At 43.1% G+C, this 19,074-nt stretch carries 22 protein-coding genes; 9 read left to right on the forward strand and 13 right to left on the reverse strand.

Annotated elements, in window-relative coordinates; genetic code table 11:
- Positions 1–50 precede the first annotated feature (50 nt).
- Genes MHUN_RS04195 through MHUN_RS04205 form a run of 3 tightly spaced genes read left to right on the forward strand, consistent with a single transcriptional unit; the run spans position 51 to position 1,488 of the window.
- Positions 51–566: a YeeE/YedE thiosulfate transporter family protein gene (locus tag MHUN_RS04195; RefSeq protein WP_011447832.1), complete on the forward strand. Its 516-nt coding sequence runs from the start codon at positions 51–53 to the stop codon at positions 564–566.
- Positions 567–575: 9 nt separating this feature from the next.
- Entirely contained in the window at positions 576–1,133 is a 558-nt protein-coding gene (locus tag MHUN_RS04200; RefSeq protein WP_011447833.1) for a YeeE/YedE thiosulfate transporter family protein, read from the forward strand.
- A 31-nt stretch (positions 1,134–1,164) separates the two neighbouring features.
- Entirely contained in the window at positions 1,165–1,488 is a 324-nt protein-coding gene (locus tag MHUN_RS04205; protein ID WP_011447834.1) for a hypothetical protein, read from the forward strand.
- Positions 1,489–1,627: 139 nt separating this feature from the next.
- Here MHUN_RS04205 and MHUN_RS04210 read toward each other — a convergent pair whose 3' ends face one another.
- The gene (locus MHUN_RS04210) at positions 1,628–1,951 is read right to left on the reverse strand and encodes a transcription factor S (RefSeq protein WP_011447835.1); all 324 of its coding nucleotides are present in this window, start codon (positions 1,949–1,951) and stop codon (positions 1,628–1,630) included.
- 109 nt (positions 1,952–2,060) lie between these two features.
- Here MHUN_RS04210 and artA point away from each other — a divergent pair, with 109 nt between their 5' ends.
- Positions 2,061–2,894, forward strand: a complete 834-nt coding sequence (artA, locus tag MHUN_RS04215; protein ID WP_011447836.1) for an archaeosortase A — start codon at positions 2,061–2,063, stop codon at positions 2,892–2,894.
- Here the strand turns inward: artA and MHUN_RS04220 are convergent.
- Entirely contained in the window at positions 2,842–3,474 is a 633-nt protein-coding gene (locus MHUN_RS04220) for a CDP-alcohol phosphatidyltransferase family protein (RefSeq protein ID WP_011447837.1), read from the reverse strand. The two genes, artA and MHUN_RS04220, sit on opposite strands and share 53 nt — an antisense overlap.
- Positions 3,475–3,631: 157 nt before the next feature.
- Between MHUN_RS04220 and MHUN_RS04225 the strand changes: the two genes are divergently transcribed.
- Positions 3,632–4,312, forward strand: coding sequence for a RibD family protein (locus MHUN_RS04225; RefSeq protein WP_011447838.1), 681 nt, complete (start codon positions 3,632–3,634; stop codon positions 4,310–4,312).
- Between the two features lie 13 nt (positions 4,313–4,325).
- On the opposite strand, the gene truD is transcribed toward MHUN_RS04225, so the two are convergent.
- Both truD and pth2 read right to left on the reverse strand, forming a co-directional pair.
- On the reverse strand, positions 4,326–5,594 hold the full coding sequence (gene truD, locus MHUN_RS04230; RefSeq protein ID WP_011447839.1) for a tRNA pseudouridine(13) synthase TruD: 1,269 nt from the start codon (positions 5,592–5,594) through the stop codon (positions 4,326–4,328).
- Positions 5,591–5,953: a peptidyl-tRNA hydrolase Pth2 gene (gene pth2 / locus MHUN_RS04235; RefSeq protein WP_011447840.1), complete on the reverse strand. Its 363-nt coding sequence runs from the start codon at positions 5,951–5,953 to the stop codon at positions 5,591–5,593. The genes truD and pth2 overlap by 4 nt, the downstream gene beginning before the upstream one ends.
- A gap of 85 nt (positions 5,954–6,038) precedes the next feature.
- On the opposite strand from pth2, the gene MHUN_RS04240 reads away from it, so the two are divergent.
- Positions 6,039–7,193, forward strand: coding sequence for an NAD(P)/FAD-dependent oxidoreductase (locus tag MHUN_RS04240; RefSeq protein ID WP_011447841.1), 1,155 nt, complete (start codon positions 6,039–6,041; stop codon positions 7,191–7,193).
- Between the two features lie 41 nt (positions 7,194–7,234).
- Entirely contained in the window at positions 7,235–7,564 is a 330-nt protein-coding gene (locus MHUN_RS04245; RefSeq protein ID WP_011447842.1) for a hypothetical protein, read from the forward strand.
- Between the two features lie 5 nt (positions 7,565–7,569).
- Here MHUN_RS04245 and MHUN_RS04250 read toward each other — a convergent pair whose 3' ends face one another.
- The 3 genes from MHUN_RS04250 to MHUN_RS17215 all read right to left on the reverse strand — a co-directional run bounded on the left by MHUN_RS04250 (position 7,570) and on the right by MHUN_RS17215 (position 10,816).
- The gene (locus MHUN_RS04250) at positions 7,570–8,928 is read right to left on the reverse strand and encodes a tetratricopeptide repeat protein (RefSeq protein ID WP_011447843.1); all 1,359 of its coding nucleotides are present in this window, start codon (positions 8,926–8,928) and stop codon (positions 7,570–7,572) included.
- An 85-nt stretch (positions 8,929–9,013) separates the two neighbouring features.
- Positions 9,014–9,910, reverse strand: a complete 897-nt coding sequence (gene nifB / locus MHUN_RS04255) for a nitrogenase cofactor biosynthesis protein NifB (protein WP_011447844.1) — start codon at positions 9,908–9,910, stop codon at positions 9,014–9,016.
- 18 nt (positions 9,911–9,928) lie between these two features.
- Positions 9,929–10,816, reverse strand: coding sequence for a TMEM175 family protein (locus MHUN_RS17215; RefSeq protein ID WP_011447845.1), 888 nt, complete (start codon positions 10,814–10,816; stop codon positions 9,929–9,931).
- A 56-nt stretch (positions 10,817–10,872) separates the two neighbouring features.
- Here MHUN_RS17215 and MHUN_RS04265 point away from each other — a divergent pair, with 56 nt between their 5' ends.
- Positions 10,873–11,265: a thioredoxin family protein gene (locus MHUN_RS04265; RefSeq protein ID WP_011447846.1), complete on the forward strand. Its 393-nt coding sequence runs from the start codon at positions 10,873–10,875 to the stop codon at positions 11,263–11,265.
- A gap of 1 nt (position 11,266) precedes the next feature.
- On the opposite strand, the gene MHUN_RS04270 is transcribed toward MHUN_RS04265, so the two are convergent.
- From MHUN_RS04270 to MHUN_RS04285, 4 genes are all read right to left on the reverse strand, one after another.
- The gene (locus MHUN_RS04270; protein WP_143709349.1) at positions 11,267–11,728 is read right to left on the reverse strand and encodes an Hsp20/alpha crystallin family protein; all 462 of its coding nucleotides are present in this window, start codon (positions 11,726–11,728) and stop codon (positions 11,267–11,269) included.
- Between the two features lie 468 nt (positions 11,729–12,196).
- Positions 12,197–14,602 carry a CDC48 family AAA ATPase gene (locus MHUN_RS04275; protein WP_011447848.1) on the reverse strand — a complete coding sequence of 802 codons (2,406 nt, stop codon included), beginning with the start codon at positions 14,600–14,602 and terminating at the stop codon, positions 12,197–12,199.
- Entirely contained in the window at positions 14,592–15,173 is a 582-nt protein-coding gene (locus MHUN_RS04280) for a 5-formyltetrahydrofolate cyclo-ligase (RefSeq protein ID WP_011447849.1), read from the reverse strand. The genes MHUN_RS04275 and MHUN_RS04280 overlap by 11 nt, the downstream gene beginning before the upstream one ends.
- Positions 15,174–15,180: 7 nt before the next feature.
- Positions 15,181–16,242: a hypothetical protein gene (locus MHUN_RS04285; RefSeq protein WP_011447850.1), complete on the reverse strand. Its 1,062-nt coding sequence runs from the start codon at positions 16,240–16,242 to the stop codon at positions 15,181–15,183.
- A gap of 143 nt (positions 16,243–16,385) precedes the next feature.
- Between MHUN_RS04285 and MHUN_RS04290 the strand changes: the two genes are divergently transcribed.
- Positions 16,386–16,646 carry a pro-sigmaK processing inhibitor BofA family protein gene (locus tag MHUN_RS04290; RefSeq protein ID WP_011447851.1) on the forward strand — a complete coding sequence of 87 codons (261 nt, stop codon included), beginning with the start codon at positions 16,386–16,388 and terminating at the stop codon, positions 16,644–16,646.
- 7 nt (positions 16,647–16,653) lie between these two features.
- Here MHUN_RS04290 and MHUN_RS04295 read toward each other — a convergent pair whose 3' ends face one another.
- Both MHUN_RS04295 and MHUN_RS04300 read right to left on the reverse strand, forming a co-directional pair.
- Positions 16,654–18,195, reverse strand: a complete 1,542-nt coding sequence (locus tag MHUN_RS04295) for a hypothetical protein (RefSeq protein ID WP_011447852.1) — start codon at positions 18,193–18,195, stop codon at positions 16,654–16,656.
- A gap of 20 nt (positions 18,196–18,215) precedes the next feature.
- Complete coding sequence (locus MHUN_RS04300) at positions 18,216–19,016, reverse strand: tetratricopeptide repeat protein (protein WP_011447853.1); 801 nt, start codon at positions 19,014–19,016, stop codon at positions 18,216–18,218.
- Positions 19,017–19,074: the final 58 nt, after the last annotated feature.

The following is a 19,074-nucleotide window of genomic DNA, read 5'->3' on the forward strand; positions in this document are numbered from 1 at the left end:
TTTTTGTATAGTTACGATCTATTCAAATCTTAAGAAAGACGAACAATGGTATGCTTGATCTTCTCTTTGAGACAGAGTGGTCTCCATATCTGGCCGGAGCAGGGATAGGTGTTCTGCTCTGGTGCTCATTCCTCTTCTCGAACAAACCCTTAGGGTGCAGTACTGCATTTAGCAGAACATCCGGAATGATAGAGAGTATTTTCTGCCCAGATAAGGTAAAAAACAAGGAGTACTACAAAATGTTTGCTCCTGAGATAGAATGGCAGTGGATGATGGTTTTTGGAATTATTCTTGGTGCATGTTTATCTTCGGTTCTTTCAGGTACATTACAGATCTCTTTTATTCCTCAAACATTTCAGGCTGCATTCGGAGATAATATTCTCCTGCGTTTTCTTATGGCTCTGGTGGGAGGTATTATGATGGGGCTTGGTGCCCGGTGGTCATGGGGATGCACAAGCGGCCATGGGATATCAGGAATGTCTCAGTTATCACTCGCAAGTCTGGTTGCAGTCATGGGTTTTTTTATTGCCGGTATCGGGACGGCTATGATACTCTATTCATGGTGAGGGCTGATTATGTTCACAAAATGTCATGCAAATGAGCGCCTTCAGTTAATACTCGGACTCCTCATTGGTATTGGGTTTGGTTTTTTTCTGCAGAAGGGCGGAGTGACCAACTATGATACCATCATCGGTCAGTTGCTTTTGACAGATTTTACCGTGGTAAAAGTGATGGTTTCTGCCATGATTGTTGGCATGATAGGAATTCATGTAATGAAAAGCCTCAATCTGATAGAGTTTCACACATTTAAGGGTTCAATTGGCTCCAGTGTTATTGGCGGATTACTATTCGGAATAGGATTTGGCCTTCTCGGATACTGTCCTGGCACTGTGGCCGGTGCGATAGGACAAGGGCAGATGGATGCCCTACTCGGAGGTGCAGTTGGAATTCTTATCGGAACCGGTCTGTTTGCACATTTCTATCCGGGCATAAATGATAAAATCCTATCAATCGGTCAGTTCCCGGTTGAGACCATTCCTGAATTAATTCATCTCCCGCGTTGGATGGTGGTGCTGGTATTTGTGGCAGGGCTGTCTGGTGTATTGTGGTATCTTCAGATACTGGGGTTGTAAGTACTTCCTCAACCAATAATTTTACAGCATCATGGTTGTAACGCCGCCAGAAAAACGTCAGATAAGACCCTGTTCTGTATGTGCATTCTTTGTGTTCACCACCGATACCGGGCTTGGAAGATGTAATCTGGGGAAGGATGAAAAGCAGGGATATGATAACCGTCGATGGGAACTTGATGAGTTACCAGATCTTTTACGATGGCCCTGCATGTATAATCTGACACCTGAAGAGATTGAGGTCTCGATGGATTCCTGGGTAAAAAGTCTGGTGCATGAATCACTCCGATTCAGGACATCAGTGCAGACCAGGCGATCAATATCATCCGGCCGGAGAAGAGGAAATCGTAAAATCTAACACATATTATTAATATCTATTCAATTCACGCACGATATCTGATAATTATCTGGTTTATCTTGATATATTGCAATAGGGAATCTCCAAAAGAGGAACAAAAAATATTGGATTTTTAGGAAATATATAATATGACTAAATATTAATCGTACTCACGCCAGGTATGGTTACACTTACTATTTGTACACCGAAAGAACCGGACCTCACTTTCATCAGCAGACCGAAGTTGCCGGAGCCACCAGAATGCTTCTCCATTCCCACAATTGGGACATTTTACAGCAATGGTGGGCAGGGTGCGGACCGATTCGGTATCATCGACGATAACTATCTCTTTCTCCTTTCTTTTATCGGTGATCTTCATCTTTGTCTCACCATGACCTTCTTTTTCCCAGCCGCAGGAGGTACAGATGAAAGAGCCTGCCTGATTTTTTAATAATTTGCCGCACTTCTCACAAAACATACACATAAGGTCTGACAAAGAAACATTTAAAACATACAGCAGCCTGACATACCAGAACGTTAGATAATACCAGTGAGAGAAGGATTATCTGATTATCATCCAGACAATATGGGAAATGTTTGAACTTCTTATTCCCATTTCCTGTCTGTTTTTCCTGTTCGCTCTGGTTCCGGGAAGACACCGGACCTATGCAGCCATCATTGCCTGGATAACAATCATTATCGTCTTTATCGGCGGTCTCCCGACGTGGATAGAGGATAGTAATATCCTATATCCGGTGATGGCTCTATTATCTATTCCTTTCCTCATCATTACTACACGGCTTCTTCTGAAGGGGAATGATGCCGTTATAAGGCTGACACGGGCTGCAGGGGTAGCATTTATTATTTATGCGCCATTCGCATTTATAGAAGAGATAGGAAAATACCTGATAGCAACCGTAGTCCACCACACATATCTTGTCCTCCAGCTTCTGGGGTACCCTGTATATCTTGTGTTGTGGAACACCTTTCAAAGTGGATTTTTCAGGGTTGAAATAATCCTCGCATGTACGGGTATTCAGGCTATCGCAATCATGCTTGGTGTCGCATCAGCAGTCCCTACAACCACCAGACAAAAGTGTCTTGCATTCCTCCTCATTGCTCCGGTCATCTATGTCCTGAATCTGTTTCGGAATGCTGGAGTTATCATCACATATACCAGCCAGTCTTTTTCATGGTTGCCGGACATTTCGGGGAATACAGAATATGGATACTCCAGTTTTTTCTGGGCACACAATATTTTTGCAGAGGGGGTTGCCCTGATATTCCTTATACTTCTTGCATACAGCCTTTTCAAGCTCATCCCTGCTCTTGGAGATTTTGCCGGAGATCTTGTCCAATCGTATGAAAAAGAGATTAAGAGTATCGTCGGTACAGATACACAATCCTCTGAAGTGCAGAGAGATTAGTACAGAGAGCAATTATCAGAACAGATATCCAGATAAAACCGGTAAGACCTCCAAGAACGAGCACCAGGACAGTTTCAGGTCTTCCAAAAAATCCGATTCCTTCCAAAGGATCATCAATCTTTCCTTCTTTTCGCTCAGTAAATCCAATCTCAGCATAGGTAACTGGTTTGATGAATGTGTTCATCATCGACCCGATAATGGCAACTGCCACAATACCAAAATCCCAGACTGGAGAGATCTTCAGAAATCCGGAGATAATGGGAATTCCTGAAAGACCTACCCCCAGAAGGACGATAGTATCCACATATTTATCTGCTATCCAATCAAAAACTGCCCCAAACCGTGTCTCCCTCCCGGTCATTCTGGCAACTGATCCATCGACGAGATCGAGAATAGCCGAACAGAACAGGAAAAGACTGCCGATAAAGTATGAATGTAAAATATAGGATACTGAGCAGATACAGCCGGTCAGAATTGATAATATCGTGATTATGTTGGGAGAAAGCCCGGCCCTTTTACATATTTCTGCTATCGGCTCGAGATACCTGATAAACCTGTACCGAAATGCAGTAATATTCATTCTTCGCTCAGTCGTTGATAATGATATGAGATATTTCTGCCGATGAACATGCCACCTTTGCACAGCTCCTGATGAACTTTCCTCTAAGAGATCGTGGATATCAGTTCAAATCTCACAGCATATATTAGTCCTGTTCCATCAAACATTACTGCTACATATGTCTGACCATATAAACCGCCCTTATGTTACCCTGGTATCAGAAGTGACAATTGATGGAAAACTCACAGTTACGAGGGGCGCTTCATCAAAGCTCCTGATGCAGTTTATGTCTCATGAGGCTGAAGTACTGCTCCATCAGATCCGGGCTGATTCTGATGCAATCATGGTCGGGGCAAATACCATCCGGATAGATAACTCATTTCTGACCGTCAGACATGTAGAAGGTAAAAATCCAATCCGGGTCATTCCGTCTTCAAAAGCAGATATATCTCCGGATGCAAATGTCCTCTCACCTGATGCACCAACCATTATCGCAGTATCTGCACGGGCAGATAAGGAAACGTGTACGATTCTGGCAGAAAAGGGTGCTTACATAGAGATCTGTGGAGATGAATTCGTGGATCTTCCTATTCTGATGCGCTTACTCTTTGAAAAATATTCCGTGCAATCCCTGATGATAGAAGGAGGGTCTACCCTGAATGGCAATATGTTCCAAAAAGGCTTAATCGACGAACTTCTGCTCATTCATCTTCCCTTCATTGCTGGAGGAGAGGATACGCCCTCACTGGTCACCGGCCTTCATCCCCGTGATGTATCAGATCTTCTGAAACTGGATCTCATTACTCACTTCATGGCTGGTGAAAACCTTATCACAAAATGGCGTGTGGTCAGATCCTGAAAGAGCATTCAGATCAAACCATATCCATTGGATCTGCTTTCATGAGTTCACGAAGGATAGTTGTAGCATACTGACCGGGAGGCAGAGAGAACCTGACAAGAAGATCTCCATCAATAATCTCATATGTCAGATCTGTTTTCATCAGCATGGGACGAAATGATCCGGCAAATTTTGTATCAAGAACAGATGATACCTTCTCAAACATCTGACTTGAAATACCCTTCTCTTCGAGAACAGTGTGGATATTTCTGTCATCAGGTCCGGCATCAGAAATATACGATCCTCCGGGGAGAACCAGTGCGAGGGCACATGTACCTCTTTTAAGCTGAACCTTCGCTGCATGGATGGTCGCCGGTGTGATTTTATCAGTCCTTCCATCAGGCCAGATAAGATAATCCCCAACTTCCGGTTCGAATAATGAATGACCATCCCGGATACGCATGCTCAACGTAGTATTAAAAATCCATGACTGCACCGCACTCACATACATAGAACGAAGGGTCCTGGGGAGTTGCAGGATGGCACCCAGGTAATCTCCCGGATAACGTACCAGATGATGTAGAACTGAACGTTCCAGTGATAACCGGGGAGGGAGAAGATGGAGACACCGGGCAGCATCTTCAGTTTCTAGATAACAAGCTCTTCCTTCCTGTTCATGATCCTCCATCTGCGAGCCTGGTTTTCCAATCATCACCCTGACGGCTTCCTGGTAATTCCCTTTCAGTATCTCAAATCCGATAAGGTGTGTGACCGGTCGTGAGACACCAAACCGCTGATAACCTACATAATTTGGTATACCTTCCTTGATCGATTTCTGAAAGCTTTCCAGGGAAGTTAATAACGATGAATCAGATATCTTCCTGATACGAATAGCAAAACTGTTACCTTGGAGATCTCCAAGTTTTATCGGATGTTGTGATGTTCCAAGGGCGGTCAAGGTAATATCGGGAATTGAAAGCCGTGCTATCTCTTCTGCCTTGATCTTATAAATCGAGATAAATTGTGTGGTAACAGCCCGTTTATCCTTCGTCCCTGCAAATCCAATCCGCTGATGACTGATCCCAAGTCCGGATGCTATCGCTTTTATTGCACGGTGTTGATCCCAGTTCCTCCGGTTCAGTGAACAGATAAGATACGGCCCGTCGGAATACGTATGGTCTGCAATTTCTTGAACTTCAAAATCATCAGGCAGATCTCTTAGTACTCCCCCGGTGCCGGGCGATTCAGTCAGATAGTAATGGAGACCAAGTTCCCTATCAATATCCCAGGGACTTTCCATCATAGTAATGAGAGGGATCCGGTAATTTTATCAAGGTCTTCACATTTCGCCGGTCCAAGACCAAGAGCGGTAATAGTGCCGGGTGGTATCTCCGTCATTCCCGCATCCTGAATGAGAACCGCTGCAATTCCTGCTGATTCTGCGAGGGTTTTCAGTTCAAATAATGTCTTTTGATCTGCTGCTTTCAGAACCACCTTTTTCTGGCCCTCATTCATCCATGCTTTTTTAAGTGTCAGCGAACTTTTTTCATATGCACCAATTGCCGCATGTCCTGCCTGAGCACATTTTTTCCCACAACTCATCTTCACATCATTACGAATGATAATACATTGCTTATATTTGAATTCAGGTTCTGTCGCCATCTGCCTTTAGACGTTGGTGTGACGAGTACAAAGGTCTGTTCTCCGGTGAGTTGATTGCCGGTTATGAAGAGTACTATACCAGCACATGAACCGGACATATGATGTTGCCATTGTAGGTGGAGGGCCGGTGGGATCCACAGCCGCCCGAATTTGCGCAAAATCAGGTCTTAAAACGTTACTTATCGAAGAACAGGCACATTTCGGATATCCTGTACAATGTGCCGGTCTGCTCTCTGATAGTGCTTTTCGGGAATGCGAAGTCTCCTGCTCATCTGTCCTCAATACCGTCTCTGGTGCGGATGTGCACGCGGGAGAAGCAACCTGCTCATTTGATGCCGGTAGAACTATGGCATATGTGGTTGACCGGGGAGCACTGGATCATGAGATGGGAAAAGCAGCAGCTGATGCCGGTGCTGATATCCAATTGAAGACGATAGCATCAGGTATTTCGCGCACATCTGGAATTCTACATCTAAAAGGAGTCAATGGACCAGAGGATGTTTCGTATTCGATGCTCATCGCCGCAGATGGCCCCCGGAGTTCAATTAGCCGGATGGTTGGGATACCCCGTGCCCCGGTATATCTTTCTGGTCTGCAATGTGATGTGCACCATGCTCTTCCCCCCGACCATGTGCAGATATATCCAAATGCATCTCCTGAATTTTTCGGATGGATGATCCCCTTGCATCCGGATCAAACACGGATAGGTCTTTGTGGAATTCATCACGTGAAGGAACGCTTTTCTGAATTTATAAAACCCTTTCAAAACAAGGCCACCCACTTCGTAAGCGGGACTATCCCTCTTGGTACTTTGACAAGATCCTATGATGATCGGATACTTATTGCAGGAGATGCGGCAGCAATGGCAAAACCTACCTCAGGTGGCGGAGTATATACCGGTATCCGGGCAGCCCGTCACGCGGCAGAGGTGGCGATCCGGTGTATTGAAATGGATGACTTCAGCCCGAAGGCCATGGCATCGTATGAACATGCCTGGAAAGCTGATTTTGGTCATGAGATTTTGAGGGGTTTTCACTTCTTTCAAATTCGGCAGAAGATCTCTGAAAAAGATATGGAATCTCTGATAAGAACCTTGTCACATCCGAATTTGCAGGAAGTTATCACCAGAAAGGGAGATATGGATCGTCCATCAGGCCTTATCAAAGCACTTCTCTCCCATCCCCGTATGATTCCTGCATACTATCTTATGGGGAAAGCCTTCGCCAGATCAAAACTATAAATATGTAACCTTCATACCTTTGTTTCTCAATAATTAGGGGTATGGCAACCAATACACCCTCCAGCAGATTCGGACGTGGCTTTATCGTAAATATTACACACCTGAAGGTGAAATTTTCTCTTCCGGCAGAACAGGCCTGGTATGGTGCCCAGGATTATCTGACTGAACTTAAAGTTCCTGCACAATTCAAAGGGACTGAAGTCGAACAATTGACAGAGATGCTCCGTCAAAAGGTTGTCTGGCATCAGGCCGGTGGACCGGTTGACAAAGAAATGTATACTGATGTCAGAAGAATTCTGAACAGGCTTATTGTAGCGATAGACAGAGAACTTGGGATATCAGATGCAGATATCGGACAATACCATGCATGAGTTTTTTAAAATCCAATTAAACTTCGTACAGTACTGATAACCCCACCTATGGTATCTCCATTTTTAAACTGAACATTTGCAAGAGCATCGTAGAGTTCAGATTTTTCCCCACCAGTCTCCAGTCCCTTCTGCAGGGCTGATAATGCATCTTCTCTCTGACCATAAAATGAGAATATAAGTCCTTTATAGAGATATCCGCGGGTATACCCGGGTTCCAGCTCAAGCGCCTTATTAATATATTTCATTGCCTCCAGATAATCTCCGAGTAATCCCGTGGTATACCCATATGAAGAGAGCACCTCCGGATCATTTGGAAGAAGATCCAAAGCCCGTTTATAGGAATCCCTGGCACTTTCTATCCGTTTGATCTTTATCGCAGAGTCACCTTTCTTCTTCCAGCCTTCTCCATAATCAGGAGTGATGGCCAGAATCTGATCATAGAGATCTATCGTCTCCTGGTATCGCTTAATCTTATAATTGATTACCGTTGTTCGTTCCCATATCCCGGTAAACCGGACATTGCTTGCAATAGCAACATAATAAGAGTCCATTGGCTGCATATCCTTCGTTATCCGGGTTTTTTTAGATCCCTGATAATACCAGAGATCATTCTTTGCAAGGGCGTTAAACCCGCCATCAAAGGAGTAAAAAGCTTCTTTCCAGTTACGGTTATGATATTGTGCCTCTCCCGATACAAACCAGGCAGGCACACAGGTAAGATCCATGTTTCTCGCAGTCTTTGCAACTCCCAATGCCCCGTTATAATCACCTTTCTGAAGATATGAATATCCTTTATTTGCATAGAACTCCGGTTCATCAGGTTTTAATGAAATAGCTTTATCAAATGCAGAATTAGCCTTATCATATTCCTTCATGTTAAAATAGGTGACACCCATGTTGTTCCATGCCGCCGCGTAACCAGAGTTCAGATTGGTGGCCTTTTGAAATGCCTGAATCGCCTCGGTAAATTTACCGGTCCGTGAAAGTGCCACACCCTGAACATTATACTGAATCGGATCATCAGGATTTAATGTAACAACATTCTGAAATGCTTCAACGGCCTTATCAGGCTGATTCAGATATCCCCAGGAACTACCGATGATATGCCAGGCAAAACTACAGGTTGGATCTATCTTCAGGCATTGTTCAGATGTATTAATTGCTTCAGGGTATTTTTCTTCATTATAATATATGAGTGCACGATACTGAAGTGCGGTCAGATTCTGTGGATTTAGTGAGAGGACATAATCATTCTCTTTGATGAGATCCTCTAAGGTAATGGTATCAACAGTCTGATTTGTATCTTCTCCGCTGGCAAAGGCTATAAAGAGTATGATAATCAAAACTGGGAGGATTTTTCTCATATACATTCCTCCCGCCACATATCCTGGGGGGTTATGCTATATTGGAAGCCAATCTTAAAAAATGATATGATATGGTATGAAAAGATTATCTTTTCCCCATAAAGGAGTTGATATCTTTGCCAAGACAGCCGATTGCATCAGATCTGCATCGCTGACAGTGTGACATCTGTCTGACATATGGTTTACATTTCTCCTGCATTGCCAGTTTTTCCTCTATCGTCGGAGGGGCTATATGAGCGAATTTGGCCTGTGCTATGAGCGGGATGATATTATGGATAAATACGCCCATTTCACTAATTTTTTTGGCAATATCCGGAATATGGTGATCATTAATGCCCGGAATGTAAACCGTATTTACCTTAATAAGCATCTTTTTGGCGACAGCCATCTTTATTCCCTCAAGTTGCCGTGAAACCAGAATCTCTCCCATCTCATGGCTGGAATAATAGCGCCTTCCCTTATAATCGATATACTGGTATATTTTTGCGGCGATATCAGGGTCAATTGCATTCATGGTTACGGTGATGTTGGTGACCCCGTATTTTTCCAGAAGATCGATCTTATCTGGAAGAAGAAGGCCGTTCGTGCTTACACACAGAATAAGGTGTGGATATGCTTCATGAATCAACCGAAATGTTTCAAAAGTCTCTTCATTATCGAGAGGGTCTCCCGGTCCTGCAATACCAATAACTTTGATAAAGTGATACTGATTAATAATTTCGCGGACTTTTTCGAGTGCCTGCTGAGGGTTTAAGACTTCACTAGTAACACCCGGGCGGCTTTCATTGACACAATCAAATTTGCGAACGCAGTAATTACATTGGATATTGCATTTTGGTGCAACCGGGAGATGGGCTCTGCCAAAGGTATGACTTGCTTTTTCACTATAGCAGGGATGTTCCTGGATCTTACGAATCTGGTCAGGATCCCATTTCACTATCTGGCCATCTATTTCAGTCTCCCGGTAGGATTCTTCAGCCATGGATTACACATTATCCTTTTATCTATTAATATCGGTCGATGATTGTCCGGAAGATTTAGAAGGATGATCCTGGTTCAGCTGACATAAGGAACCCGCTGGCCCGGTGTTCACACGATGGGATCTCATCCATCCGGATAGAATATGCATTATCAGATCCTCCCTGGATATCTCCATTTCATGAGCTACTTCATCAAGAGAAGTACACAATTCAGGAGAAAGAGTAAACAGAACTGATTCATCTCTCCGGCTTATAGAGTTCTCACTCACTTCTCGAGGAAATAGCCTGCTTTTTACATGGAGTAATGATAATTCACAGACCGGGATAAAAAAGTAACAGATAGAACTCCATGATGGTTCAATACAAGACATAATGATTGCCAGAATGGATACAAATGGGACTATAAGACTTTTGGTTAGAATAAATCTGTAATGATTATCCGGAATAGGGATTGCAAGATGTGAAGAGTTCACATACACCCATTGACAAAAAAATATCAGACCGAGCAGTAACATATTCGTATGAAATAACAGAACTGCCGGACCTTCGGTATGGTTATCTCCGGCCAGGGTTGATGTAAAAGGGATCAGACAGGCAACAAATAGTAAGATAAACGTAAGCCTGATGAGGAAAGGATCCAGTTTTGTTACCAGAGAAAATGTCCGGTGATGTGCACCCCAGAACGCTGCAAGGATGAAAAATGCCAATGCAAAATGGATTATCTGTGGAATCATCGCAATGCATATCTCTGCCGGCGAGAGATCATCCGCCTGTCCGGGAAGGGCCAGTCCGAGGACCAGAATGGTCATGATAATGGCAAAAATTGCATCAAAAAATGCTTCCAGTCGATGAGGGGTCAGTTCAGCAAAGGGAAACGGGTTTATTAGAGCGGGTGAATTACTGGTCATGGTCGATCTGATAATTTGACTCAACGAATATATATGATAACAGAAAAGGACTACTTATGGCACAGGACGTTCTCGTTGATATATCCGATTCTGACTGGGAACCAATGGTTGAACGAAATGAAAAACCTGTTTTTGTCATGTTTTACAGTCCCTCCTGTACTCATTGCATCAGGATCATGCCGTCAATAGAGGAACTTGCCAGGGATTTTGGAACTGAAATCGCGTTTGTAAAATTAAATCTTATCAGGTTTGATTACATCGGGGAACGGTACGGTGTCATGGCAACACCGACTTTTATCTATTTCTGTGGAGGAAAACCGGTTCAGACTCGTGTCGGTGCAGTATTTCCTGCAATGCTCAGAAAAATGGTTGAAGATATGGTAATTCACGGAGAAGAATGCCGGCTTGCGTCATCAGACTGGAAATATAAGATTACCGGATATGGGTAATCTATTCAGTCTTTTTTTCTTCGCCTGATATTTCTGGGGTTGTCGTTGTAGAATTGATAACCTCTTCAACAATCTCTGCAGTTCGTGCAAGATAGACCAGTTCAAGAATACCATTACGAAATGTTCGGATACAGGATGACTCGACTACCGGTGGTAAAGGAGCAGAACTCCGGTACCTTATCTTCCCATCAAATCCAATGATGTGAAGAGTGTTTTCTGCAATCGCTACATTTATATGTTCGTCATATAATCCTCTCAATTCACAGGTGGCAATAACCCGGCCATCCCATTCGATGACCTCGATTGGCGGATGTTCAATATCATGGCCTGGGCCTGATCCGCCGGGAAAAGGAAATCCTGGGGGGAGATTTCCTGCCATGATGATATTAACGCCTATCATACCGGGTCTTAGCTGCCCGCTGCCAAATGCCTGGGAGAGTATCTTTCGCAATATATCTTCCATATTTTTGAAATCTTCAGGTGGGGTATCATTCATATGTAAAATTCTCACTTTAAGATTGGGTTTTATTTCATATCAAGTTCCTCAGCAAGATTTTTGTGGTGGGGAAATTTTTTTTGTCTGACTTTGACATCCTGCATTATTACAGTAGATTTTATTTCCATCATTCCTTTCTGAATCCATGCAATATTGTAGGACTAAAAATGAAAATTTAAAAATTTATCGGGTATTTAGATCCGGAAAGAAACTCTTATGCAGGGTATGGATATCTCATCGATATGAAAAATCACATAAGATCTAAACTCCCTCTTTCATGTATCATGATCTGATATGAGAACTTCGCGCATAAAAGGAGAACAAAAATAGTAAGGTTTTTTAAGGGACCCTTTATCTCTGAAGAATGCACTATGGTTAAATCGACTATTCTCTCTAAAAAGGCACTATGAATAACAGAAAAATCATTAGAATCTGTTATTCTGGTTCCGCATTCTTCTTGTTGATACATTCATGTAAAAGATTCTCAACTTTGCCAGTAAGTTCCTCTATACGGGTGAAATTTTTCTCTTCCCAGAATGTCAAATCCCGCAGCTCATTAGCAATGTGAATCAGATCTGACGTAAGTTCCGTTACAAGCCCTGCCCGTTCAATCTGTTTTAAAATATATACTGCACGGTGGAGAACCTGTTGTTTACTCCGCGGGTACAAGAGAGCCCAGGCACCTGATTCAAAAATTTCCAGATTCTTATTATCGAGAGTCCCTTGCATATGAGTTAATATTTCTTTGAGGTATTCGGTAGTTATCCTGGGTACATCTTCTGGTCTTTTTGTCTTTGTGAACACATCATCTAGAAGATTCATCTTAACTTCCCTCACAAAGGCATGAATGTCAGCCCCTACAAAATAACGCATCTCCCTGGCGATGGCATCATAATCAATGTTTTCATCCAAAAGAGTGCCCAAGTCTCTTAAATAAATTTTCAGAATCGCTTTTCTGCCGTTCAGATTCGGGGGTTTTATATAGATATGTTTTTCAAGTCTTCCTGGACGAAGCAATGCAGGATCAAGCAAATCAGGTCGGTTTGTTGCCGCCATGATAACCACTCCGGAGAGTTCTTCAACCCCGTCCATCTCGGTAAGGATCTGTGATAACACACTTTCTCCAACCCGTGAATTTGTATGTTGCTGGCCCCGTTGCTGGACAAGTGCATCTATCTCATCAAAAAAGATGATAGATGGAGCTGATTGACGGGCTTTTCGAAATGCCTCCCGTACCTGTTTTTCTGATTCACCAACCCATTTTGATAACAGTTCAGGGCCTTTTACCGAAATAAAGTTCATACGCGATTTGGCAGCGACGGCCTTGGCAAGGAGAGTTTTTCCAGTCCCCGGAGGTCCAAAGAGTAGAATTCCTTTTGGTGGTTTTATCTTTAGTTTCTCAAACGCGTCCCGCCTGTGGACCGGCCATTCAATTATCTTTTCTATCTCATGCTTTTCAGCATCAAGACCCTCCACCATCTCCCAGGGAACTTCAGGAATTTCAATATATAATTCCCGCATTGCAGAGGGCTCAATCCCTTTTCTTGATTCCTGAAAGTCATGATTGGTGATCATTAATGAATCGATAATCTCTGGAGGGACTTCCTCATCCTCCCTCATCCGGCTCATGATGCCCCGCAATGAATGCATAGCCGCTTCCTTACAATGCAGTGCTATATCGGCCCCGACAAAACCATAACTGGTCTCTGCATAGTACTCAAGATCCACGTCATCTGCAAGGGGCATGGTACGGGTGTGGACATGATAGATTTCAAGCCTCCCAATCCGGTCCGGAATCCCTATCTCAATCTCCCGGTCAAACCTCCCGCCCCGACGAAGAGCAGGATCAATCGAGTCAGGCATATTGGTTGCAGCAATGACAACCACCTGACCGCGGGAGGCAAGCCCATCCATCATGGTCAGGATCTGTGCAGTCACCCGTCGTTCAACTTCACCGGTGGTATCCTGCCGTTTCGTTGCAATGGAATCTATCTCATCAATAAAGATGATGGATGGTGCTTTTTGTCTGGCTTCTTCAAAAATCTCACGGATCTTCTTCTCCGAATCCCCATAATACCTGCTCATCACTTCAGGACCGGATAATGGAATGAAATGGGCATCAACTTCACTTGCAACCGCCCGTGCAAGCAGGGTTTTTCCAGTCCCGGGTGGCCCGTACAGGAGCACTCCTTTTGGTGAGTCAATACCAAGACGTTCAAATATTCGTGGGTAGCGGAGGGGGATCTCCACCATCTCCCGGATAAGACTGATTTCTCTTGAAAGACCGCCGATATCCTCATAGTGAATAGATAATTCCTCGCTCTTCTTCTCCTCAGTCTGATACGGGGTATCATTCAGAATGACTTCAGTGGTAAACGTGACAACCCCGGTACCCCGTGGCTCAAGACTTGATACAATGAAGGTAACGGTATTTCCGATAAGATCTATCCTGACTGTCTGACCCTCAATCACCGGTCTTCCACGCAATTTTTTTGCAAGGAGAACCTCAGGATTATTAAGTGATATGCTGGTAACCGGCTGCAGGATTACTTTCCTGACATCATGAACAGCAACACGTCTGACAATTACGCGGTCATCAATACCACAGCCGGCATTACTTCTAATCTCTCCATCAATCGCGATGTCATTTCTGCCTTGAGTGGTGCTCTGAGAACTCCATGCTGCTGCAACTGCCCGCTTTCCACCAAGAATCTCGATAAATTCCCCATTTACAATGCCAAGAGCACGCATTACTGCCGGATGAATCCGTGCAAGCCCTTTTCCTGCATCCTCTTCGGCAGCACGACGGACTTCAAGTCGAATCCCTGATTTAGCAGTCATATTTTTCCTGAGAGCACCGATAGGTTGAGGTTTCTGTTACAATAATATCCATCCTGATATCATGGTCCTGAACCGGAATAGTAGGAACCTCCTGAACTGAATAGGCAACCCCTATCCTTTTAATATGAGGATGTTCGGATAAAAAACGATCATAATAACCTGCCCCATACCCGATTCTCCCTCCTGATCTATCAAATCCAAGCATAGGTATTATGGCACAGGTTACATGGTGCGGATCTGCCGGAAGTTCGCAGCCTACAGGTTCTGGGACATGAAACGTGCTAGGTTTTAGTACATCACGGGTATTGATGTATGATAAGCGAAGACCGATATCTTCTTCTTCAATGATAGGGACGATGACTTTTCGTTCTTGATGAAGGAGATGATCAATAAACCAGGCGGTCTCAACCTCCGGCTCTTTGGCACAATATACAAGAACCGTCTCACAGGGATGAATGACCTGCGAGAGAGTATGACAGATCTGACGACTCATTTCCTTTCTGATATCTTCAGGAATACTCCATCTCCGTTCCCGAAGATCAGACCGAATAGCTTCCTTTTGTGCCAGCATAATACTCTTACCTGATATACTCCCAGATTGCAAATACCAGTTCAATGGAGATCAGTATGATAATTATCCATTCGAGAAAGTTTGAATGCTGAATTCGGACTTCATCAGAAAGCATCGAGTAGTTTTCCTGAATCACATCTATCTTCCGATTTACACTATCACTCCAGAGCTGACTTCGCAATACCTTCAGGGCAGTTGCGTACACTCTGGCATAATAGACATCTTCAGTCACCTTTATGAGGTTATTTACTTTTTCGGTAATTTCTGAAACTTCAGCATGGATTTCCATCAGATCAGACATGATCTGATGATACACCCGCATCCGGCTGAGCCATGTCAGTCGATCAGCACGTTCGATATCCTGATACATCTTCTCCATCTTATTGGAGAGTTCCTGATCATAGTACCGAAGCTCAAATACCTGCACATTTGCATATTCGATAAGATCAAAAAGGTCAGTCGGGACTTCTGGATTTTTTAACAGAGCGGCGTTCCATGAAAGAATGGTGAGATCTTCTTCAGTATAACTCAAACTGTTCTTCAAAATTTCCTCTTTCATCTGATGAGAGAACCGTGTTTTCTCACCAAGGAGAAGGACTGCGGGATCTATGAGTTCTTCATGGTTATTTGTGAAATATATAATGTAATCTTCATAAAAAGTATCATCAATCGCAATATCTGATATATGAGGCCGGAGTATCTCTTTCAGAGTATGTAAATATGATGAGAAGAGGTCTGATATTAACTCCTCATTGGTAAAAGAAAGGCATATCTCTTCGAAGATTCCTTCATCCTTATCTGATGATTCATAGACAAAACAAAGGCTAATGGCCCCGATATCATAAATCCTCGCCGATACTAATAGATCGTACCGCACCCCGTTCATGGTAACATCAGTCGGATGCATCCGAAGGAGAAGCGGAGGTTCCTCTATCCTGATAGATTTTGGTTTTATCCTCTGAAAGTTCGCCCGGGCAGTATAATAACTCCTGGCGAGGGCATTCTCGAGAAGATTGATGTCAATCTCCTTTCCAACATCGTATATTCGGAAAAAGCGAATTGCATCCATCTAACTATACTCCTTATAAAAACATTTATGAAAAATATACTGATACATACATTGGACAAGATCTTCCTGATGGTACCGGGTATAATTCTCCATGTTAGATCCGTTCTGATAGTTTAATATAATAATATCTGAAGAGAGAATGTATGATTGGTACACTCATACTTATCATCCTGTGTCTGATCGTGCTTGTCGTACTCTGGCACCTTTTGCAAAATATTGTCAAATTAGTTATTAACTCCATCCTGGGCCTCCTTTTACTTGGAATCGTTAAATTTCTCAACATATTCCCCTTGTTGGGGTTTCCGGATATTGAAATAGGATGGATTGCAGTGATCGTATGTGCAATCGCAGGAATACCTGGTGCTATCCTCCTTATGATCCTTCATCTATTTGGTCTGGTATAATCTTTTTTTAAAGTATCACAGGAATTACCAGTATCGGTGAATGAATGGTAACTCCTTCGTGATTATCGACAGTTGCTTTGAAGTACAGATATCCTTCCTTTTCAGGCAGAACTGGTATGATGATCTCTTCAGAAGGTAAAACAGATGAGATCTCATCAAAAAGATACCAGTCAATACTGTTTGTAGAAGAGTATATCGAAAGATGCAAATTATCAGCATCTATGCTGTCAAAACCAGACAGTACAACAGATATGGTACCTTCTTCTAAAACTCGTGCCGGTACAGGGGTAGCATTTATTAGTATCTGACCCGGAGAAGACACCGGAACATCCATTACTTCGTCAGATTCCTCATCAAGAGGGGTAACCGTAAGAGGAAGCACATTTGAATATGCTGAAGGTGTGGTTGAATTCCCCTCTCTTTTCACTGCCATCACATACATCCCGGGGGTAAAAGGTGCGGGAACCGTACATTCAAAGAACCCATATCCATTTGTCAGTATTTTACTACTGTTCGGGTACTGATCCCAGACTTTCCCACCAAAATTATACCATACAAGATCCAGTGCCGATAAGAATCCGGGTTCCCCCTCCTTTTTACAATACCATCCATAGAGAGTGACATTCTGCATAGATTGGACTGATGTATTATCAATAAACGCATCAATTGTCTCAGAGGTATGGACTATCCGGGCAGGTGGGTTCATCGCTGTATCAGATGGGACAAGGAATACCGGATCAGACTGATATTCCGGTTCATTCCTGTTCTTCCGGTAGAGAAGTGAAAAAGAGAGAGAGTCAGGGTCTGTCAGATGAAATGTGGCATTCATTGTCCCGTCTTTCCTGGTTTGATATATCACTGGTTCTCCAGTACGTGACAATCCGACTTCAGGTATGAATGAGACTTTGGCATATGCAATCGGACCTCCATCTGATCTGACCTGTCCTGAGAATGATACCGCTTGTCCGGGTATAAAACCAGATGTATTGGATGTTAGGTGTACCATAATTCCCCCTTTCTTATCGGAAGGTGTCACCTCATGATCACCTGTCCCGAGATACCTCTCATCAGGTTCGAAAGATGTTGTAGTATCAGATTGGATGCAGGTAATCTCCAGTCTCTCACTTTTCATATTTTTCGAATTTACTTTCTGATCTGGTTCGTATATGGCCTGGTAGGAATATATTCCAGGTTCAGTCAGGAGGTCGGTAATAACAAATATCCCTGAATCATTGGTACTTGTATTCAGATAAGAAACTTCAGAGCTGCTGTTTTTTCGTTCAATAATAATATCAGAACCTGATAGCGGGCCAAAAATTCCTTTCAGAATTCCGGAAAGAACAATCTCATCACCTGGTTTTCTATAATACTGGTCAGGTTCTATGTTCAGAGTGAGTTCTGCTGCAATGGTGTAATCTTTATCTTCACCAATTGCGAGTATCTCCTTCCATTTATCATGAGAATATGGAGAAGCGGTAATTACACATGGGATTGCATGTAAAACCAGCAGAATAATACAAGCAACTTGAAAAAAATGTATCCCTTTCATGAGCACACCAAAATATCAGTTCAGCCCAGATAACGGTACTGGGTATAGCGGGATTCCAATTCTGCAATCGATTTCGGAACAAAAATATCTGATCTCTTGTTCATCTTAATTTTTATCTCATGCACTCTGTCTGGTTTCAGTCTCATGGCATTTTCATAACTCTGAATACCTTCCGTATAGAGATCCTGATTTCTTAATCGTTCATCCGCTGAAAGGCCGGCGGTTGGAATTGTCAGGAGGGCAAATATGACATCTCCGCGTTTTTCCCAGATGAGAGAATCTAAAGGATTTAATGCAAGAGAGTTGGTATACCGTTCAAGAGCCTGAATATATCTGCTTTGATCAAGTGCAGCATCCCCGGCATAAGCAAAATTAATGGCCGTTTTTGGAGTTATCTGATCTATCTGATGGTACGTCTGATTTGATTCATCATTCCGATAGAGCGCTTTTGTTATACGTGCTTTACGAAGTAAATAGTCAATATTTTCAGGATCACGGGCTATTGCCCCGTCCAGTGCGGTAAGGGTATCTTCCAATTTTCCAATCCTGTGAAGATATATCGCTTTTTTACCATAGTATTCTGCGACATCAGGATACCGATATATAAGATAATCATATAGGTCAATGCAGGTGTCATACCGGCCCAGAAGAGATGAGACATCAATTAAAAGATGGGCGATATTTTGCCTGATATCCGCAGTATTTTGTCTGACATCTGCTGGTAGAATATTTTCTATCCCTTCAAGAAGAAGTACCGGAGTAATTACTGCAAATATTATGAAAACAACCAGAATTATTATTGGAATGGTAATAAGTCTCATAGTACCCGTACATATTCACGATAACGTCCCTGCAATCACACAAAAATATTCTAAATCT

It is taken from the genome of Methanospirillum hungatei JF-1 (assembly GCF_000013445.1).
Taxonomy (GTDB): Archaea; Halobacteriota; Methanomicrobia; order Methanomicrobiales; family Methanospirillaceae; genus Methanospirillum; species Methanospirillum hungatei.

Coding starts and splice junctions, on each gene's coding strand:
- MHUN_RS04195 (WP_011447832.1), top strand. CDS start 51: ATGCTTGATCTTCTCTTTGAGACAGAGTGGTCTCCATATCTGGCCGGA.
- MHUN_RS04200 (WP_011447833.1), top strand. CDS start 576: ATGTTCACAAAATGTCATGCAAATGAGCGCCTTCAGTTAATACTCGGA.
- MHUN_RS04205 (WP_011447834.1), top strand. CDS start 1,165: ATGGTTGTAACGCCGCCAGAAAAACGTCAGATAAGACCCTGTTCTGTA.
- MHUN_RS04210 (WP_011447835.1), bottom strand. CDS start 1,951: ATGTGTATGTTTTGTGAGAAGTGCGGCAAATTATTAAAAAATCAGGCA.
- artA (WP_011447836.1), top strand. CDS start 2,061: ATGTTTGAACTTCTTATTCCCATTTCCTGTCTGTTTTTCCTGTTCGCT.
- MHUN_RS04220 (WP_011447837.1), bottom strand. CDS start 3,474: ATGAATATTACTGCATTTCGGTACAGGTTTATCAGGTATCTCGAGCCG.
- MHUN_RS04225 (WP_011447838.1), top strand. CDS start 3,632: ATGTCTGACCATATAAACCGCCCTTATGTTACCCTGGTATCAGAAGTG.
- truD (WP_011447839.1), bottom strand. CDS start 5,594: ATGATGGAAAGTCCCTGGGATATTGATAGGGAACTTGGTCTCCATTAC.
- pth2 (WP_011447840.1), bottom strand. CDS start 5,953: ATGGCGACAGAACCTGAATTCAAATATAAGCAATGTATTATCATTCGT.
- MHUN_RS04240 (WP_011447841.1), top strand. CDS start 6,039: ATGAACCGGACATATGATGTTGCCATTGTAGGTGGAGGGCCGGTGGGA.
- MHUN_RS04245 (WP_011447842.1), top strand. CDS start 7,235: ATGGCAACCAATACACCCTCCAGCAGATTCGGACGTGGCTTTATCGTA.
- MHUN_RS04250 (WP_011447843.1), bottom strand. CDS start 8,928: ATGAGAAAAATCCTCCCAGTTTTGATTATCATACTCTTTATAGCCTTT.
- nifB (WP_011447844.1), bottom strand. CDS start 9,910: ATGGCTGAAGAATCCTACCGGGAGACTGAAATAGATGGCCAGATAGTG.
- MHUN_RS17215 (WP_011447845.1), bottom strand. CDS start 10,816: ATGACCAGTAATTCACCCGCTCTAATAAACCCGTTTCCCTTTGCTGAA.
- MHUN_RS04265 (WP_011447846.1), top strand. CDS start 10,873: ATGGCACAGGACGTTCTCGTTGATATATCCGATTCTGACTGGGAACCA.
- MHUN_RS04270 (WP_143709349.1), bottom strand. CDS start 11,728: ATGGAAGATATATTGCGAAAGATACTCTCCCAGGCATTTGGCAGCGGG.
- MHUN_RS04275 (WP_011447848.1), bottom strand. CDS start 14,602: ATGACTGCTAAATCAGGGATTCGACTTGAAGTCCGTCGTGCTGCCGAA.
- MHUN_RS04280 (WP_011447849.1), bottom strand. CDS start 15,173: ATGCTGGCACAAAAGGAAGCTATTCGGTCTGATCTTCGGGAACGGAGA.
- MHUN_RS04285 (WP_011447850.1), bottom strand. CDS start 16,242: ATGGATGCAATTCGCTTTTTCCGAATATACGATGTTGGAAAGGAGATT.
- MHUN_RS04290 (WP_011447851.1), top strand. CDS start 16,386: ATGATTGGTACACTCATACTTATCATCCTGTGTCTGATCGTGCTTGTC.
- MHUN_RS04295 (WP_011447852.1), bottom strand. CDS start 18,195: ATGAAAGGGATACATTTTTTTCAAGTTGCTTGTATTATTCTGCTGGTT.
- MHUN_RS04300 (WP_011447853.1), bottom strand. CDS start 19,016: ATGAGACTTATTACCATTCCAATAATAATTCTGGTTGTTTTCATAATA.